This window comes from Nocardia sp. CY15 (assembly GCF_009829295.1).
Lineage (GTDB): Bacteria > Actinomycetota > Actinomycetes > Mycobacteriales > Mycobacteriaceae > Nocardia > Nocardia sputi.
This window is the reverse complement of record NZ_VUOT01000001.1, coordinates 1,028,362-1,043,813: the sequence shown is the minus strand read 5'-3', so window position 1 is coordinate 1,043,813 and position 15,452 is coordinate 1,028,362. Positions and strand designations below refer to the sequence as shown.

At 63.5% G+C, this 15,452-nt stretch carries 20 protein-coding genes; 13 read left to right on the top strand and 7 right to left on the bottom strand.

The genetic code is table 11. The annotated features are described in order from the left end of the window. Window positions 1-3: 3 nt before the first annotated feature. Window positions 4-1,170 carry a CHAP domain-containing protein gene (locus GVY39_RS05035; protein WP_159920679.1) on the top strand — a complete coding sequence of 389 codons (1,167 nt, stop codon included), beginning with the start codon at window positions 4-6 and terminating at the stop codon, window positions 1,168-1,170. A 290-nt stretch (window positions 1,171-1,460) separates the two neighbouring features. On the opposite strand, the gene GVY39_RS05030 is transcribed toward GVY39_RS05035, so the two are convergent. From GVY39_RS05030 to GVY39_RS05015, 4 genes are all read right to left on the bottom strand, one after another. Then, window positions 1,461-2,660, bottom strand: coding sequence for a Cmx/CmrA family chloramphenicol efflux MFS transporter (locus tag GVY39_RS05030; protein ID WP_159920681.1), 1,200 nt, complete (start codon window positions 2,658-2,660; stop codon window positions 1,461-1,463). Between the two features lie 279 nt (window positions 2,661-2,939). Further along, entirely contained in the window at window positions 2,940-3,482 is a 543-nt protein-coding gene (locus tag GVY39_RS05025; protein ID WP_159920683.1) for a hypothetical protein, read from the bottom strand. Between the two features lie 152 nt (window positions 3,483-3,634). Next, entirely contained in the window at window positions 3,635-3,964 is a 330-nt protein-coding gene (locus tag GVY39_RS05020) for a hypothetical protein (protein WP_159920685.1), read from the bottom strand. A gap of 5 nt (window positions 3,965-3,969) precedes the next feature. Further along, the gene (locus tag GVY39_RS05015; protein WP_159920687.1) at window positions 3,970-4,386 is read right to left on the bottom strand and encodes a hypothetical protein; all 417 of its coding nucleotides are present in this window, start codon (window positions 4,384-4,386) and stop codon (window positions 3,970-3,972) included. Between the two features lie 163 nt (window positions 4,387-4,549). Here GVY39_RS05015 and GVY39_RS05010 point away from each other — a divergent pair, with 163 nt between their 5' ends. Then, on the top strand, window positions 4,550-5,425 hold the full coding sequence (locus tag GVY39_RS05010; protein WP_159920689.1) for a helix-turn-helix transcriptional regulator: 876 nt from the start codon (window positions 4,550-4,552) through the stop codon (window positions 5,423-5,425). After that, complete coding sequence (locus GVY39_RS05005) at window positions 5,422-5,628, top strand: DUF397 domain-containing protein (RefSeq protein ID WP_159920691.1); 207 nt, start codon at window positions 5,422-5,424, stop codon at window positions 5,626-5,628. Before GVY39_RS05010 ends, GVY39_RS05005 begins: the two co-directional genes overlap by 4 nt. Before the next feature lie 123 nt (window positions 5,629-5,751). On the opposite strand, the gene GVY39_RS05000 is transcribed toward GVY39_RS05005, so the two are convergent. After that, window positions 5,752-6,171 (bottom strand): hypothetical protein, encoded by a 420-nt coding sequence (locus tag GVY39_RS05000; RefSeq protein ID WP_159920693.1) that lies wholly within the window; start codon window positions 6,169-6,171, stop codon window positions 5,752-5,754. Window positions 6,172-6,316: 145 nt separating this feature from the next. On the opposite strand from GVY39_RS05000, the gene GVY39_RS04995 reads away from it, so the two are divergent. From GVY39_RS04995 to GVY39_RS04950, 10 genes are all read left to right on the top strand, one after another. After that, complete coding sequence (locus tag GVY39_RS04995; protein WP_370523771.1) at window positions 6,317-6,916, top strand: DUF3558 domain-containing protein; 600 nt, start codon at window positions 6,317-6,319, stop codon at window positions 6,914-6,916. 15 nt (window positions 6,917-6,931) lie between these two features. Further along, window positions 6,932-7,315, top strand: coding sequence for a hypothetical protein (locus GVY39_RS04990; RefSeq protein ID WP_159920695.1), 384 nt, complete (start codon window positions 6,932-6,934; stop codon window positions 7,313-7,315). A 51-nt stretch (window positions 7,316-7,366) separates the two neighbouring features. Continuing rightward, window positions 7,367-8,095, top strand: a complete 729-nt coding sequence (locus tag GVY39_RS04985) for a hypothetical protein (RefSeq protein WP_159920697.1) — start codon at window positions 7,367-7,369, stop codon at window positions 8,093-8,095. Then, window positions 8,092-8,397 carry a hypothetical protein gene (locus GVY39_RS04980; protein ID WP_159920699.1) on the top strand — a complete coding sequence of 102 codons (306 nt, stop codon included), beginning with the start codon at window positions 8,092-8,094 and terminating at the stop codon, window positions 8,395-8,397. Before GVY39_RS04985 ends, GVY39_RS04980 begins: the two co-directional genes overlap by 4 nt. A gap of 15 nt (window positions 8,398-8,412) precedes the next feature. After that, the gene (locus tag GVY39_RS04975) at window positions 8,413-9,207 is read left to right on the top strand and encodes a hypothetical protein (protein ID WP_159920701.1); all 795 of its coding nucleotides are present in this window, start codon (window positions 8,413-8,415) and stop codon (window positions 9,205-9,207) included. Then, window positions 9,192-9,674 carry a hypothetical protein gene (locus GVY39_RS04970; protein ID WP_159920703.1) on the top strand — a complete coding sequence of 161 codons (483 nt, stop codon included), beginning with the start codon at window positions 9,192-9,194 and terminating at the stop codon, window positions 9,672-9,674. The genes GVY39_RS04975 and GVY39_RS04970 overlap by 16 nt, the downstream gene beginning before the upstream one ends. A 259-nt stretch (window positions 9,675-9,933) precedes the next feature. After that, entirely contained in the window at window positions 9,934-10,461 is a 528-nt protein-coding gene (locus GVY39_RS04965; protein WP_159921281.1) for a DUF3558 domain-containing protein, read from the top strand. 12 nt (window positions 10,462-10,473) lie between these two features. Beyond that, on the top strand, window positions 10,474-10,857 hold the full coding sequence (locus GVY39_RS04960) for a hypothetical protein (RefSeq protein ID WP_159920705.1): 384 nt from the start codon (window positions 10,474-10,476) through the stop codon (window positions 10,855-10,857). Beyond that, window positions 10,857-12,176: a hypothetical protein gene (locus GVY39_RS04955; RefSeq protein ID WP_159920707.1), complete on the top strand. Its 1,320-nt coding sequence runs from the start codon at window positions 10,857-10,859 to the stop codon at window positions 12,174-12,176. Before GVY39_RS04960 ends, GVY39_RS04955 begins: the two co-directional genes overlap by 1 nt. An 11-nt stretch (window positions 12,177-12,187) precedes the next feature. Further along, complete coding sequence (locus GVY39_RS04950; RefSeq protein WP_159920709.1) at window positions 12,188-12,955, top strand: ESX secretion-associated protein EspG; 768 nt, start codon at window positions 12,188-12,190, stop codon at window positions 12,953-12,955. Between the two features lie 163 nt (window positions 12,956-13,118). On the opposite strand, the gene GVY39_RS04945 is transcribed toward GVY39_RS04950, so the two are convergent. After that, entirely contained in the window at window positions 13,119-14,600 is a 1,482-nt protein-coding gene (locus GVY39_RS04945; RefSeq protein ID WP_159920711.1) for an MFS transporter, read from the bottom strand. A 179-nt stretch (window positions 14,601-14,779) separates the two neighbouring features. Next, window positions 14,780-15,451 carry a FadR/GntR family transcriptional regulator gene (locus tag GVY39_RS04940; RefSeq protein WP_159920713.1) on the bottom strand — a complete coding sequence of 224 codons (672 nt, stop codon included), beginning with the start codon at window positions 15,449-15,451 and terminating at the stop codon, window positions 14,780-14,782. Window position 15,452: the final 1 nt, after the last annotated feature.

Genomic DNA, 15,452 nt, shown 5'->3' with positions numbered 1-15,452 from the left:
TGCATGACGACCACGTTCCAAGACATAAAGATCGAGCCTTTTCCGCATCCCGCTCATGCCAGCCCCGGCCTCAACGCGATCATCGACGCGGCGCACGGGCATATCCAGAGTTCGATCGTGCTGTTCGCCTCCGGTTATGACGGCGGACAGCCGGACATGATCGGTCGGCTGGCAGATAAAGGACTGCTCAGCGAGCAAGGGCTCGAGTTCGACCAGCCCGGTGCCCAAAAGCTCGACCCGGCCTCGTCGGTGATGACCGGCAACTACGGGGATAGACGCGGTGAGATCCTGAACATGGCATCCGACCTGCGCATGCGGACCGACAATGTGAATGAGCGCGCCTTCGCAAGCTTCGACACCTCGAACAAAGCGTTCCAGGATGTGAAACGGATCGCGGACGGGCTGAGAGCCGAGTTGAGTGGCCAGCACGAGCTGACTCGGCTGCCCGACGGCAATTTGCACCTGACTCCCGCCGCGGAGAATCGGTTGCTGGTGCTGATCCTGGAGGCCGTGGACCGGGTGCACGACACGATCGAGGATTCCGACAGTGGTATGCGCAGGAACGCGGGCAACATCTACGAGATGATGCCGAACCTTCCCCGCAACCCGTACGGCAATGCGCCGGATGTCGGGTCTCGGAGTCCGTGGACGCCGACCGCGAGCAGCGCTACGTGGACCCGCGGGACCGGAACCCCGGATGACATCGTCACGAAGGCCCGGGAGCAGCTGGGACTCGGTGTTTCCGAGAGCGGCGGAAATAATGTCCCGATGTTCCGCGGCGCGGATGGCAAGCTCTACAAGGCCCCGTACAACATCAATGACGCATGGTGCGCGGCGTTCTCTACCTGGGCGTGGGATCAGGCCGGTTACAACGTCGACTGGACCAACAAGAATTACGTGCCGGCCATCTGGAACGACGCCAAGCACATGGGATTGGCGGCGAATATCTCGAGTGCCCAAAAAGGTGACATGATCATCTTCGACTGGGAGGGTGACGGAACCCCGGACCATGTGGGCATCGTGGAATCCGTGGATCCCAGAACCGGCCGGATCAACACCATCGAAGGCAATTCCAGCGATCGCTTGCAAACACAAAGCTATGCAATGAACGCTGGATCGCTCGTCGGTGTCGTCAAACCGCCACCCTCCGACAGCTCGACGAGAGTCTGAGGGTGCCGCTCACGGTATCTGTCGATCATCGGTCCGGACCGGCGTGGTGAGCTGGGGCAGAGCTCGCTCGATGCCGACAGTGGGCCTTGCATCGACCAACGCATAAGGCGACGTGGCCGAAGTGATTGCTTTTCAACTATTCGGCGTGCGCCGCAACCACCCGAACCCGCGAAAGCGGATGCAATGTGGCGGCTTCCCGTTGGGCAACGGAGGTGAAGGTCGCCCGGCGAGAAGCCGCCGACTCGGCAGGCAGAACGCGCAACCCGCTGCGTTTTTCTGTTGCGCGAGGATTACCTGATCGGATCCTGTGCCATGGATTCTTCGGCCGACGTCTGGGATACGACCGAATTCCTGGATGTCCACACGACAGCCACCGCGGCGATGGTGAAGACCGCGCTGCACCACAACGCTTTCGCCGGCTGCCCGGTGTGATCGACCACCACAGCGGCGGCGACAGGACCGAGAACAGCGCCGAAATTGAACGCGGTGGTCGCCAACGCGCCCGCGATACGTGGTGCGGCGGTCGCGGCGGTTTGCACGATCGTGGCGATCAGTGTCGACCCGACGCCGAACGCGACCGCGCCGGTCACCGCCGCCATGATCGACACACCGGCCGATGTGTGTGCGGTCAGAGCGGCCAGCAACCACACCGCGACGAGTCCGGTCGTTCCGATTTTGACGATTCGATGACGGTCGCTGTAGCGGCCCGTGAACGTCACGCCGAGGAACGAGCCGATGCCGAAGAAGGCCAGCACGACCGGAACCCAACCGCTACCCGCACCGGCGACAGCGGCGGTGATCGAGCCGAGGAAAGTGAAGCCCGCGAACGTCGCCGCGTTGACCAGGACCGCCACCACGACGGCGGTGCGGACCGGCCGCCTGCCGAGCACCCTCCATTCGCTCGACAGCGACAGCTCCTGTGCGCCGGGCCGATCACCGGCACGCACATCCCGAGGGACCATCGTCCACAGCGGGATAAGTACTGCCCCGCTGACTATCGCGACGGCCCAGAACGCCGCACGCCAACCCCAGACCTGTCCCAGCAGAGTCCCGGCGGGTACACCGGCGATGCAGGCCACTGTCACCCCGGATATCACCACCAAGGTGGCGCGCCCCACCACGGCCGGGCCGACCAATCGTGGCAGAGCGGCCAGCACGACAGCGAGGAATCCGGCGTTGGCGACCGCCGCGACGACCCGAGTCGCCAGCAACACCGGGAAATCGATGGTCACCGCACCGACGACGTGAGCCGCGCAGAACACCGCCAAGAACGCCGCCGCCGAATGCCTGACCGGCAATCGGCCCGCCGCCACCGCCATCGCGGGCGCGCCGAGCACCATGCCCGCCGCGAACAGCGAGGTCAGCAGACCGGCGGAACCCAGCGAGGCTCCGACGTCGACGGCGATCCGCTCCAGCAACCCCGACACCATGAATTCGGATGTGCCCTGCGCGAAAACCGCGACAGCAAGCACGAACACCACAATGGGCATAGAAGGACAACTCCCCGGATACAGGGCGCCAGGTTCACGACGCCCGAGATGGTCGCGGAATCGGGCGAACCATCGCCCGACCGCAGGGAAAAACCAACATCGTCCGGCGTTGCGAAGAACCCACCAGCCACTCGACGACCGGCGGTTCAGTCAGCTCACAACGCCGCCCAGCACATATGCCGGGCGGCTACCGTCTGGACGACTCCGGAGAACTCACGCCCACACCATAACAACGGACGCGGGCTCGGCCAACGCACTTACACCCGCGCCGAAAGGCTTTCAGTGCGACCGCAAGCGAGCTATGGCGACGTGGTTGGCGTGCGGATCCAGCGTTATCGCCGCCGCCCACACATGCGCCGCGACGGCACGCCGGTCGAAAAGGGTGACCCAGGTGTCGATGGATTCGCGGGTGTCCTTCACCCAGGTGGGCGTCGCTCCGAGTTCAGGCAGGTGGGTGTATGTCAGTGCCGTGTAGGCCTGGCCTCGGGCATCGAAGATAGTCGCCGCGCACATCGTGTCGGCAGTGGATCGTTCGCTCATTCGGCCCGCCGCCGCGGCCTGTAGCGCGTCCCGTGGGACCCCCTCGGCTCCGGTGAACACCTCGCCCACCGTCAGATAGGCGAGCCCGAAACCCCACATGCGGCCTGCGAATCGCCGGATCAGCCATTCGGCCGAATCCAGGACGGGGGAGCGTTCGGCGTGGGGATCGAGAACTATCGCGATGTGGGCCGCGTCCTGTGCGGTGGGGTTCTCGGTGCGGGCGAATCCCCAGAAGTGAATGGTGTCGGCGTCGGCGGCGTCTGCGCGGCGTTCGGACATCATCGCCGTGAGTATCGCGTCGATCGTGGCGGGGGGTGGGTATCGGATGGTGGAGTTCGTCGGCTTCCGCGACTCGTGCCGCGGTCGATTGCGTCGCTTGGACATTTCCCTTTTCGGTTGCTGCCTGTACGGGTCGTGGATGCGGCCGGGTGTATTCACGGGCGCGGTGATCGCGGCGGGACGGGAAGATCGGTGGTGCGTGCCCCGCCTGCGGGCAGCAACACCTCCCAGAACTGGGCGCGCACCGCGTCCCACAACCGGAAATGGCGTGGGAACCATTCGCGAACCTGCGCCAAATCGGGGAGTGCGCGTTCATCGAACGCGACAAACCCGTTCTGTCCCAATGGAATCGGCACAGTACCGCCGTTGTTGCGCAGCCGGTAGGCGGGTGTGGGATCGGAGTCGTCACGCAAGAACACGATCTCGATGCGACTTCCCACTACCTGCCATCCGGCCTGCACGGCTCCGATTGTGGTTCGATGCAACCGTTTCACCCCCGCATCGGTTCCGGTGGCACGGCCAAAGCCGACAGCCGTTCCAGTACTTCCTGAAGCGTGTGCACATCGGGGCCGTGCCCGGCGCTACCGGGCTCGTCAGGAGACGGGAAGCGCATGCCACGCGCGGCGGCGCGCTCGCGGTGGCTCACCGCCTGCGGCGTCAGCCGACCCGAGGACACCAGCGTGCGGTAGGCCGCCGCCTTCCACGCGCACCGCTCGATGCGGCAGGTCAGGTGCACCCGCATCTGCTCGTGAGCCAGTCGCACGTCGGCGTGCCCGCAGACGTCGGGCAGCACGAGCAGGGCATGTGTCGCGCTGTGACGCCCGTCGGTGCTCGATCCACCCGTATCTCTGTCCGCCACTTCGTGGTTCGCTACGAACCCGAGTTCTGTTCCGTGTTCTTCGGCCATGTGCATATGCTGCGCAGCGTGCCCACGATGGGACGCGCGAAACGTCCGGTGCCGAGCAACCGGTGCGTCTGCGCTGAGCGTCTCCCGAGTCGGGCGCACATTGATTCTCGCCGTGGGAAAAACCAGGCCACACCGTGGGAAAGTAAGGGGAGGACACAGCGGAATGGTGGGTACCAAGTCGGACCCCAGCCGGACGACGCTCCCGCGTCGCCAGCTGGGTCGCGCACTGCGCGACGCGCGCCAGGCCAACGGCTACACGCTCGAGCAGGTGGCCGAGGTCCTGGAGATCAGCCGATCTTCGCTCGGACGGCTGGAGCTGGGGCAGAACGAGAAGGTGAAGGTTCGGGATATCGAGTTCGTCTGCCAGTACTACGGGTTACCGGAGGAGCGGACCGAGTACCTGAAGTCGCTTGCCGAGCGGGCTCAGGCGAAACCGTGGTGGGAAGATTTTCGAGACCTGGTTCGACCGGGGTTCAATACATACCTTCAACTGGAAGCCGTGGCTACCGGATTCCGCTTCTTCCAATCACTGGTGATGCCAGGGCTTCTACAAACTGCGGACTACGCACGGGTGGCGGTGGCGTCTCCTCCGCGCATGACACCGGAAGAGGTCGAGCGACGCGTCGCATTGCGGATGCAGAGGCAGAAGATCCTGACGCGTCAACACAAGCCGTTGCCCGCCGAGTTTCTACTGCACGAGACGGTGTTGCGTACTGCTGTCGTATCCGAACGTGACATGTCTTCTCAGCTTCGCCATGTGGCCGACATGGGGACACGGGACAATGTGTCGATCCGAATCGTCCCATTCGCTGCTGGGCTACCGGCCGGTATTGCTCTGCCGCCCTACATCATCCTCGACATGCCTCATGACGAGCCATCTGTCGTGTACTGCGAAGGCGCGATAGGGACAATGATTTTCGAGGATCGTATGGATGTGGAGCGGTATCAAGCCTTCTACGAGGATGTGCGGCACAGCGCACTAGGGGAACAGGCATCGCGAGACTTGCTGAGGACTATGGCACGGAGGTACGAACAGTGACCATCGGGACTTTCGGCGTCCACTGGTTCAAATCGCAACACAGTCAGGAGGAAGCATGTGTGGAAGTTGCGTGGCTCGACGCAGGTAAGGTCGGCGTCCGTGATTCAAAAAACTCGACCGGTCCGGCGTTGGTCTTCACGCCGGGCGGATGGGATGCCTTCACCGCGTGTGTCAGAGATGGTGTGTTCACACTGTTGCCTTGATCGCTAGAACAGCGGATTGGCGGACGAGGCCCGGACTCCGGCACCCCAGCCGGAGCCCGGACCGGAGCCTTTTAGACATCACCGGGCGTCACGCCGGATCGTGCAACGCCGGGCGGGTCCGGTTCACCGGCGGCTGAGCCAGACCGCTGCCAGCGGGTACGGAACGATGATCGGTGTCCCAGCGATGTTCACCGTTCCGGTCCAGAGTCCCTGGCGTGGGTCGATGTCACGCAGATCCAGGCCGAAGGGCACGTAGTCGAACGTCACGTAGGTCTCGTCCGGCCCGACCGGCGTCTGATGCCCGCCCCGGCTCGAGGTCCCACAGACCAGGGCCACAGACCGGCCATCCGGGAAGACTTGCAGATCGCAGTTCTCGATAGGCGACCCGACGACATTGGAAGGCCCCCGCCCGATGTGATAGGTCCCAGCCGGGATGGCACCGTTGCGCGGAAACTCGGGATCATCAGCAGAAGCAACAGCGGGAGCAACACTGACTGCGGCGGCGGCCAACGCCGCACCGACCGCGATCTTGCCGAACTTCATGATTCCAGCTCCTTCGCTCATCAATCGAACTCAGTCGTATGTCCTAGCTTTCGTCCAGCTCGTTACTGCACCGCCACCCTAGTTGCGACCCCAAACCCGCGACGACACAACGCAAGAGCCCAGCCTTTCGCCCGGCCGTCCTTGCATGGATACCGGCAGGTCTTCTGCTAGTGTGGGCGAACCTGAGTCGTCGTCACAGGTCGAGAGGGTGGGGATGAGCCGTCGAATCATGTTGACGCTGCTCGTTGGCGCGTTGGCGACCGGAGTCGTCGGGTGCGGGGACACAACGAACGGAACTCCCACGACAGGTTCGAGTACCTCTGCGACACAGGCCTTGTTCGACCCGTGCACAAGAATTCCCGATGATGCACTGCGAGCGGCGGGCGTCGATCCGAAGACCGAGGAGTCCGGCATCGCTGGAGTACATCAGTCCGGTTGGGAGATCTGTACGTGGGATGGACCCAAGTACTTCATTACGGTGTTCTCAACCAGGCGCACCGTGTCGGAGTTCGAACGGAAGCCTGGGAACGTCGACTTCCAGGACGTTACGGTCGCGGGTCGTCAAGGTCGGCAATTCAGAGTCGAGGGCGCGTCCAAGAATCTTGATTGCGACGTTCTGTTCCCAGTGTCCCAGGGCGTCGTGCAATTGAGAGTTCAGGGCCGAGCAGGTCGCGACGATCTCGAAGATCCGTGCACGGTTCTGTACCGCGCCGGCGAATCAATCGTGCCTGCTCTGCCGCGTTGACCGGGGAGGGAACGCATGAGTGAAGACAATGCATCGGTTTGGAGTCGGCTCGCTGGTCAAGCCAAGGCTGGAGAGCTGTACCTAGACGACCAGAACGCCGCATTTCTCTGCGCGAAAGCTTGTGACTCGCGCATCGCCGAGCTCGAATCATTGCGTAGATTGACGGGAAATGCTCAAAACGTGTCCGGCTTCGGTGATTTCGAGATGGCTGCTGACTTGGTTAAAAAGTTCCTGAAGCAGGCTCTGGGTGACCCCAATTCGATCGACCAGGTCATCCTCGAACACATCGAGACCGTGAAGAACATGCGTGAGGTCATGGCCATCTCCTTCAAACGCATCACCGGCCAAGACATCGAGAACGCGACCCAAATCGCTGATACCACCGGCCAAGTGGGCTGATGAGCAACCACCGTCAGCGGTGGTGTCCCTTAGATCCGAATTCTGTCTCGAGTGACCGGGGTGATTGTGAACGACGAACTACTGGAAGAAATCGCTCGGTTCCACGCCTACACCAAGGCGATTTCCGGCCTGATGCAGGAAGTCCTCTCCGGCGCGCCGCGCCGAACCACCGGGCGTGACAGCACGGGAGCGGTCGAGACCACCCTCGCCGAGACAGGCGAGTTGGTCGACATTGTCATTTCCGACAACTGGTCGCGGCACGTCGACCGAGATGAGATCGGCCGAGCTGTCCTCGATGCGGTCAAAGATGCCGAGCAGCAACGTTTCGAAGCAACGATGACCATCGCGGTCGGCAACGGAACCATCGATCGCCTCGAAGCGCTCGACATGAACGAGGTCGTGCCGACGAGATTCGATCCACCGGAACCATCGCGGTACCCCACAGCCGGCACTCCGCAGTTGGTGGAGGAGACCCTTCAAGCCATGAGCGGACAAATCGGAGCAAAGGCTGTGGAATTCGTCGGAACGGTCGAAACGGAAGATGACCTCTATACGTCGGTCACCTTGAGTCGAAGCGGTCTCGTCGACTGCGTCGTCCGCATCCCGTGGGGGATGGACGCCGGAGGCGTCACAATCGCCTGCGCTGTCAAACAAGCCTACGATGAGGCACATCGCCTGCTCGTTACCGGAACCGGCAGTTCCACAGACACATTCAGCCGGTTGATGAACGCTGCTATCCAGGCCCTTACATCGATCCACTCGCAGAGGGGGGAAAGGTGAGTTCAGAACAACTCAGGGTCGCTGTCGACTCATTGCGCGCTGACGCGGGCGTCTGGAATCGGGGGTCGACGACGATGTCGGACCTGAGGGAAAAGATCGACGCGCTGAGCTTCAATCGCCTTCAGGCCGGATTGTTTCAGCTCATCGTTGATGCCAACGACGAACTCGTCACCACAATGTCCGACCGATCGGGCGAGGCATCCCATCGCTTCTCCGAGATAGCCGACACCCTCCGCTTCTGTGCTGACACGTACGAGGCCGAGGATGCTGCGGGCAAGCATCGAATCGACAACCTCTGGTAATGGATAGGGTCGCGAATGACTTTTGACGTCGCTTCATACGACTCGGTGGTGCGCGAGCTCGAAAGCTTCCTGAAAAAAATCTACAGTTCGATCAAGGTTGATGTTCCCGACGCCGAGAGTGCGGCACTGGATCTTCCTTATGTCCGTCTGATTCCGGCGGTCCAACGGGCGGTCAGAGTATGCGCGGACAAGATCGTCGAGGTGTGCAGGTGGATCTGGGAAAAGATCTACGAGATCATGCAAGGGATTCGCGCGCCATACGAAATGTATATGCGCAGTAACGAGTGGACGACCGTACGCGACGTTGTGACGAGTATTCAGGGGGAGATCGACCCCAATAACCTCCAGGGCAACCGGACGTGGAAAGGTACGGCGCAGCTTTCGTACCTCAAGACGAATACGTCACAGAACGCTGCGGCCGGAAAGATGGGAGACGTCTCCGATAAGGCCAGAAGTGCGATGATGGAATGTGCCATCGGAGGCCTGGCCTTCTATAGTGGGATTTTGGTCATCTGTGGGAATTTTCTCCTCGGCCTAGCCAGGGCTATCGGGGAATTGGCGAGCGGTATCGGGGCGCCGATCAGCATTGCTGATATCGCTGCAACGTCGGGTTTGTCCGCCGCGCAGCTTTGGGCTGCGGTCGCGGCGGTGACCAGCTTTATCGGACTGCAAGCCAAGGCATTCAGTGATCTGAACTCTGCCCTCTCCGATAACAGCACCTTCCCCGGGGGATGGCCCGACTCGCAGGCGTCGACATTCGCTGACGCCTCAGTAGAGGGGGATGGCGAATCCAAATGGCGGCTGAGCTGAACGAGTCCGAGGCCGGACGTAGGCGGGTGGCGATGTGGGAACAAGGGGTCCGTTTGTTCGGCCTCATCGTTGCAGCCACCCCGCCCACCGTGATCGGATGGGCGCTCATATGCACGGTCGTGGGCGAGATGGTCGGCGTCGGGCCCGCGCAGCGCGTGGCGATCGTATTCGCGCTGATAGTGCAGCTGTTTGCGATTGCGGTCAGTCGACGGCGGCCGCCTGAGGGGCGGTTGCGGGCGGTGGTCCGCGGTGCCTTTGTCAGCGCGTATGCGGTGGTAACGGTAGCGGCGGCTGTTGCGGTGGTGAAGGGCTTGATGGGCAAGGTCGAGAACTGGGAAATATGGGTAACCCCGTTCTATTTGATGTTCATCTTCAGCCTCGCCGCTCTCGTCGAACAGTGCTCGAAACCGTCACGTCCATTCGGCGCACCACGAGATGACGAGGAGGGCACGGGCGAGTCACGTTGACCCTGCTCAGCGTGTGCCGCTGACCGCAATTGATGCAGCTTACCTATCGACCCGGATTGCCCACCGAAGATCGCTGACACGGCATTGGCTTCCGTCGGGCTCGCTACTGCACTGCACCCTGGTTGCGGCCGAAACCTCCCATCGCACAACGCATGAGCCCGGTCTCACCGGCCAGTGACGCGGCCTTCTCCAGGGGGATACCGACAGCTTGTCTGCTAGGGTGGGCGAACCTGAGTCATCACAGGTCGAGAGGGTGGGGATGAGTCGTCGAATCATGTTGCCGCTGCTCGTAAGTGCGTTGGCGACCGGAGTCGTCGGGTGTGGGGATACCACGAACGGATCGCCTGCGACGGCTACCGGCACAAGTGCACAGTCTCTGTTCAATCCGTGTACGGGAATTCCGGACGATGCGTTGCAGTCGGCGGGGGTGGATCCGGCGACCGAGGAGCCCGGAATCGCGGGGGTGCACCAGTCCGGCTGGGAGATCTGCACCTGGAAGAATCGCAGGTACCACTTCACGGTGTTCTCGACCGGTCGCTCGGTGTCAGATTTCGAGAAAAAGCCCGGTAACGTCGACTTTCAGGACGTCACAATCGGAGGCCGTGCGGGACGGCAGTTCCGTGTCGAGGGAGCCTCAAAGGATTTGGACTGTGATGTGATCTTCCCTGCGTCGCAGGGTGTCCTGCAACTTCGGATCCTGAACAATGCCGTGCTGGATGATCTCGAGAACCCGTGCACGATTCTCTCCCGAGTCGGAGAGGCGATCGTGCCGGTGCTACCTGACTGACTAGGGGGAGTAATGGTCGATGACAACGCAGCTCAGTGGCGGCGACTCGCTGACCAAGCTCGCTCCGGCGAGCTCTATCTCGATAACGAGCAGGCAGCGCTCCAATGTTTCTCTGCCTGTGACCAACGCTTAACGGAAATCAATGAATTACGTGTATTCGCGCGAAACGCGCAGAATGTTTCCGGTTTTGGGGATTTCGATATGGTAGATAAGCTGGTTGGTAAGTTCTTGAAGCAGGCTACCGGCGATCCCAATTCGATTGATCAGATCATTCAAGAACACATCGAGACCGTGAAAAACATGCGTGAGGTCATGGCGATTTCCTTCAAACGCATCACCGGCAAAGACATCGAGAACGCGGCCCCGATCGCGAACGCGACGGAGCAGGTGCGCTGATGGGAAACCCGTTTGTCGGCCTGGGATTCCCCAACTACCCCCAGTTCGGTTCGACTGTGCTTCGCACTATCACCAACTGGATGTCCGGTGAAGAGTTGCAGCCCGATATCGATCCGGCCGCGGTGCAGGACAAGTACAACCAGCAGCGCGACGGTGTGCGCAGCCGGGCTGCCGGTGTCGGTTTCCAGGGCGAGTTCCGGCCGAGGGAAGTTCTCGACGCGGATGAGTTCGAGCGGCACGGCGTCGCGACGCTGCGAGAAAAGGTCGATCAGATCGACCTGAAGGCGGTCGGAGACTTGGTGTTCGCGTGGAACACGATCGCCGATCGGCACCAGACTTCGTTGGACAACTTCACGAAGGCGATGGCTCTGGCCACCGACGAGGGGGTGTGGCGGGGCGAGGCGCGCAACGCCGCCGCGACCGCGGTGGGCGACTACGCCGCCCAGGGGGCGCAGGTCTCGAACGCCGCTCGACTGACCAGCAGCAAGCTGTCCGAATTGTTGACGGGGTTGGAGCCGACCAAGCAACTCGTCCCGCATGCGCCGGAACATCGCAGCGGAATCGGCAACGCGCTCGCGTGGGCGGCGGGGCGCGGATGGCGCAATGACGACGTCGCCGAGTACAACGCGAAGACAGAGGCGTTGCGGGTACTGCGAACCGTCTACGCCCCGGTGGTGATGGAGTCCGACACAAACGTGCCCGTGATTCCTCGTCCGAACCCTGCTGCGAATCCGAATGGCGTCGACAACGGAAGCAATCCGCAGGGGACGAACAGCGGGAACCCGTCGGGCACACCGTCGTCGCCCAACTCGAATCCCACCGGTACGAATCCCACCGACGATTCGACCACCCCGTCGAGCACGCAGCCCTCGGACACCACCTCTGGAACACCGGAGTCGACCAGTACCGATCCGTCGTCCACTACGCAGGATTCGACCACACCGGCGTCGACCACGCCCGCCTCGACGACGCCTGCTCCGAGCACAGTGCCGAGTACTCCTGGAAGCCCGGGAAGCCCACATCCCGGCAGTCCCAACGGGCCAGGTGCGCCGGGCGTATCGGTGTCGCCGCGAGCCACGTCGAACAACCCCAACGCGTCCCCGGCTGCTGCCGCACGAACCGGCGCATCTCCCGGTCGCGCCGGTATGAGCGGGATGCCGGGCGGAATGGCCCCTGGTGCGCGCGGCGGCAAATCCGATGACGAGACTGCCAAGGGCATTCCGGACTACCTGATCACTCAGGAACACGGCAACGAGCTCACCGGGCTCGACGACCTGCCGGGGACGGTGCCGCCGGTCATCGGTGACAACCCGCGATAAGGACCGCACACATGTCTGAAGTGCAGAGCTGGCGGTTCACCGCGCTCGAATTCCGGACCCTATGGGAGTCCACCGGCCGCGACGTACTGCCCTATCCCTTGCGGCACCAGTTCACGACGGAGTTCCGGTCGGAGAGTTTGCGGTTGCGGCAAGCGGCGGCGCAGACGCTGCGCCCGCGCATCGATGAAGATCTGTTGCGTGCGGTGGAAGTACTGCTCGCTCCGGAGGCACGGGTGGAAGTGGCCGGAGTGGCCGGCCGGACCCGCAAGCTGCGGGCGCACGCGGGGGTGCACTACCAGCACGGGGCGGTCGCGGTGCAGGAACCGGGACCCGCCCCGGAGCAAGGCGGCGATGTGGTGCTGACGTTGCTGCCCGCCGGTGAGGTGGCGCGAGCCGTGGTCGACGTGTTCCCCGCCTGCGCCCCCGGGCAGGGCAAGCAATTGCAGGCTTCGGCGGAGGAGCTGGCGCGGCCGAGACCGCCGGTCCGGGACGCCTGGCGGCCGACACCGCGAGAGGAATTCGAGCGGTTCTTCACTCGAGCGATGACGTTGATCGGTCACGTCGGGGTCTACGCGATGGGCAGCGTGGACAATCGACATATCAACGGCCGTAAGGACTTCCAGCTCAACGATGTGGAAAACGACGGCCGTTACGTCACCTTCGGCACCGACGTGGTGACGGTCAAACCCACCACTGCCGACCGAATCGCAGGCACGTTGCAACAGATGATGGCCCGCACCGTCACGGAAGTGCGCGACGGCGTCCACCTACCGTACTGAACGATCGAACGTCCGCCCGTCGTCCCGGTGCGGGCCGAGACCCGTTGCCGGGCCTCGGTTTCACCCAGGCGAGGGGCGGACGTTCGGTGGGCGGCTCCGCCGGAGGGGGACGGCGGCCGTCGCGCCCGTGTCCCGCGGCGTCCGGACCGCGGGACGTCGAGGGTCAGACGTTCGCGTACGCCAGCGACGGAACGCGCTGGATGGCGAACGAGGACCGCAGGTAGAACCACCAGGTGACGGTGGCCATCACCAGGAAGGTCGCGGCGTAGGCCCAGAACGCGGGAGCCATGCTGTGCAGGTGGGTGTTGGACAACCGCAGCGCCTGCTGCAACAGCCAGCCGCCGGAGGCGCCCACCGCGCCGATGACGCCGATCGCCGCGCCCGCCTGGCGCTTGGCCGAGGCGACGGCCTCTGTCATGTCGAGGCCGTGCTCGGCGGCGTACTTCTTGGACTCCGCGCTGAAGATGGTCGGGATCATCCGGTAGGTCGAGCCGTTGCCGATGCCGGTCAGCACGAACAGCAGCAGGAACGCCAGGAGGTAGAGCGGGAAGCTCTTCATCTCGAGTCCGACCATGATGAGCGCGACCGCGATCGCCATGCCGCCGAACACGTACAGGGTGATCTTCGCGCCGCCGACCTTGTCGGAGATCCAGCCGCCGAAGGGCCGGCTGAACGACCCGACCAGTGCCCCGAGGAACGCGAGGTTACCGAGCGTGGTGATCCAGCCGATCTTCGTCAGCTCCGGGAAGTTGGCCTTGATCAGCGTCGGGAAGGCGAAGGAGAAGCCGATGAACGAGCCGAAGGTACCGATGTAGAGGACGGCCATCACCCAGGTGTGGCGGTTGGTGAGGGCGCGGCGGTAGGACTTCCCGTCGGACTTGGCGGTGCTGATGCTGTCCATGTACCGCAGTGCGCCGAACGCGGCGGCCAGGATGAACGGCACCCAGACCAGGACCGACAGCGTGATGCCGAAGCGGTAACCGGCCGGGTCCTTCGCCATGAGGTGCGTGCCGAAGGTGATCAGCAACGGGAGCACCAACTGCGTCTGGGCGACGCCGAGGTTGCCGCCCGCGGCGTTGATGCCCAGCGCCGCGCCCTTCTTGCCCTCGGGGAAGAAGAAGTTGATGTTGGCCATGGAGGAGGAGAAATTGCCGCCGCCGACTCCGGCCAGCGCCGCCAGCAGCAGGAACACCCACATCGGCGTGCCGGGCTGGTTGACGAAGTAGGCCAGGCCGAGGGTCGGGATCAGCAGCATGGCCGCGCTGAAGGCGGTGAAGGCCCGCCCCCCGAACCGGGGGATGGCGAAGGTGTAGGGGATGCGCAGTGCGGCGCCGACCAGGGTGGGGGTCGAGGTCAGCAGCAGCGCGTTGCTCACCGCGGTCGGATTTCCTTGGCCGAGACCGGCGAGGAAGCCGAATCCGGCGGCGCCCATGCTGGTCACCACCGTGCCCCAGATGACCCAGACGCTGAAGCCGAGATTCTCGGCGAACACGGAGAAAAGCAGGTTCTTGCGCGCGGTTTTCGCACCGCCGGATTCCCAGAACTTCACATTGTCCGGATCCCAGTGGTCGAGCCAGCGTCCACGTTTCCGGTGTTCGAAAGTCGTTGTCGGCGACTGCTGGCCGGTGGCTGCTACGGCGGTCATCGGCTTCCTCTCGATTCGGCTCGACCGGCCCTCATCGCGGCGGTGTCGAGTGCCAAGCTACGGTCGAGACAAAGGTATGAGCCGCTTGTTGCGTCCCCGTGGCCCGCGGTGACGTTCCCGGCAATTCCGACTCACATCGCGTAAGTGCGGATGGTGACCACTCGGTTACCTCACGGCTTTCAGCGCGCGTCGGGATATTCCGCGATAAGAGAATTGAGGAAGCATCGCGTGGCCGAGGCGGCCCGTTCGGGATCGCCGTCGATCACCGCGTGCACCAAGGCGGCATGCTCCTCGGCATAGGACTCGTCGGACTTCGATGTCCGTGCGTGAATGACCTGCTCGATGATGGGCAGTAGCGAATCGTAGAACTCGAGATACACCGCGTTGTGGCTCGCGACGACGATCGCGCGGTGCAGCTGGACGTCGGCCTCGATCGCGGCGGCCCGGTCCTCGTCCCACCCCTTGTCTCGTTCGGCTAGCAAGCGCACCAAGTTCGCGATGTCGGTGTCGTCGCGGCGGCGGGCGGCCAGGGCGGCGGCGGTGGTGTCCAGCGCGAGGCGCAGTTCCAAGACATCGCGTTGCTCGGCGTCGGCGAAGTACTTGCCGAGGGTGCCACCGAGGTCGGATGCCGCGATGACATAGGTTCCGGAGCCTTGGCGACGTTCCAGCATGCCCGCGTGCACGAGAGCCTGGACGGCTTCGCGCACGGTGTTGCGGCCGGTGCCGGTGAGTTCTGTGAGCTCCGGCTCGGTCGGGATGCGGGAGCCGATGGACCAACGGCCGGAACGGATTTCGGCACGCAGCTGCTCGGTGACCTGGGCGATGAGGCTGGTTCGCCGGACGGGTTGCACC

What these genes read in the sequence shown, in the direction of transcription:
- GVY39_RS04960 (WP_159920705.1), top strand. Translation starts at nt 10,474, where the DNA reads ATGGTCGATGACAACGCAGCTCAGTGGCGGCGACTCGCTGACCAAGCT.
- GVY39_RS05025 (WP_159920683.1), bottom strand. Translation starts at nt 3,482, where the DNA reads ATGATGTCCGAACGCCGCGCAGACGCCGCCGACGCCGACACCATTCAC.
- GVY39_RS04995 (WP_370523771.1), top strand. Translation starts at nt 6,317, where the DNA reads ATGGATACCGGCAGGTCTTCTGCTAGTGTGGGCGAACCTGAGTCGTCG.
- GVY39_RS04950 (WP_159920709.1), top strand. Translation starts at nt 12,188, where the DNA reads ATGTCTGAAGTGCAGAGCTGGCGGTTCACCGCGCTCGAATTCCGGACC.
- GVY39_RS05035 (WP_159920679.1), top strand. Translation starts at nt 4, where the DNA reads ATGACGACCACGTTCCAAGACATAAAGATCGAGCCTTTTCCGCATCCC.
- GVY39_RS04990 (WP_159920695.1), top strand. Translation starts at nt 6,932, where the DNA reads ATGAGTGAAGACAATGCATCGGTTTGGAGTCGGCTCGCTGGTCAAGCC.
- GVY39_RS04965 (WP_159921281.1), top strand. Translation starts at nt 9,934, where the DNA reads ATGAGTCGTCGAATCATGTTGCCGCTGCTCGTAAGTGCGTTGGCGACC.
- GVY39_RS04945 (WP_159920711.1), bottom strand. Translation starts at nt 14,600, where the DNA reads ATGACCGCCGTAGCAGCCACCGGCCAGCAGTCGCCGACAACGACTTTC.
- GVY39_RS05000 (WP_159920693.1), bottom strand. Translation starts at nt 6,171, where the DNA reads ATGAAGTTCGGCAAGATCGCGGTCGGTGCGGCGTTGGCCGCCGCCGCA.
- GVY39_RS05015 (WP_159920687.1), bottom strand. Translation starts at nt 4,386, where the DNA reads ATGGCCGAAGAACACGGAACAGAACTCGGGTTCGTAGCGAACCACGAA.
- GVY39_RS05010 (WP_159920689.1), top strand. Translation starts at nt 4,550, where the DNA reads ATGGTGGGTACCAAGTCGGACCCCAGCCGGACGACGCTCCCGCGTCGC.
- GVY39_RS04975 (WP_159920701.1), top strand. Translation starts at nt 8,413, where the DNA reads ATGACTTTTGACGTCGCTTCATACGACTCGGTGGTGCGCGAGCTCGAA.
- GVY39_RS05030 (WP_159920681.1), bottom strand. Translation starts at nt 2,660, where the DNA reads ATGCCCATTGTGGTGTTCGTGCTTGCTGTCGCGGTTTTCGCGCAGGGC.
- GVY39_RS04970 (WP_159920703.1), top strand. Translation starts at nt 9,192, where the DNA reads ATGGCGGCTGAGCTGAACGAGTCCGAGGCCGGACGTAGGCGGGTGGCG.
- GVY39_RS04955 (WP_159920707.1), top strand. Translation starts at nt 10,857, where the DNA reads ATGGGAAACCCGTTTGTCGGCCTGGGATTCCCCAACTACCCCCAGTTC.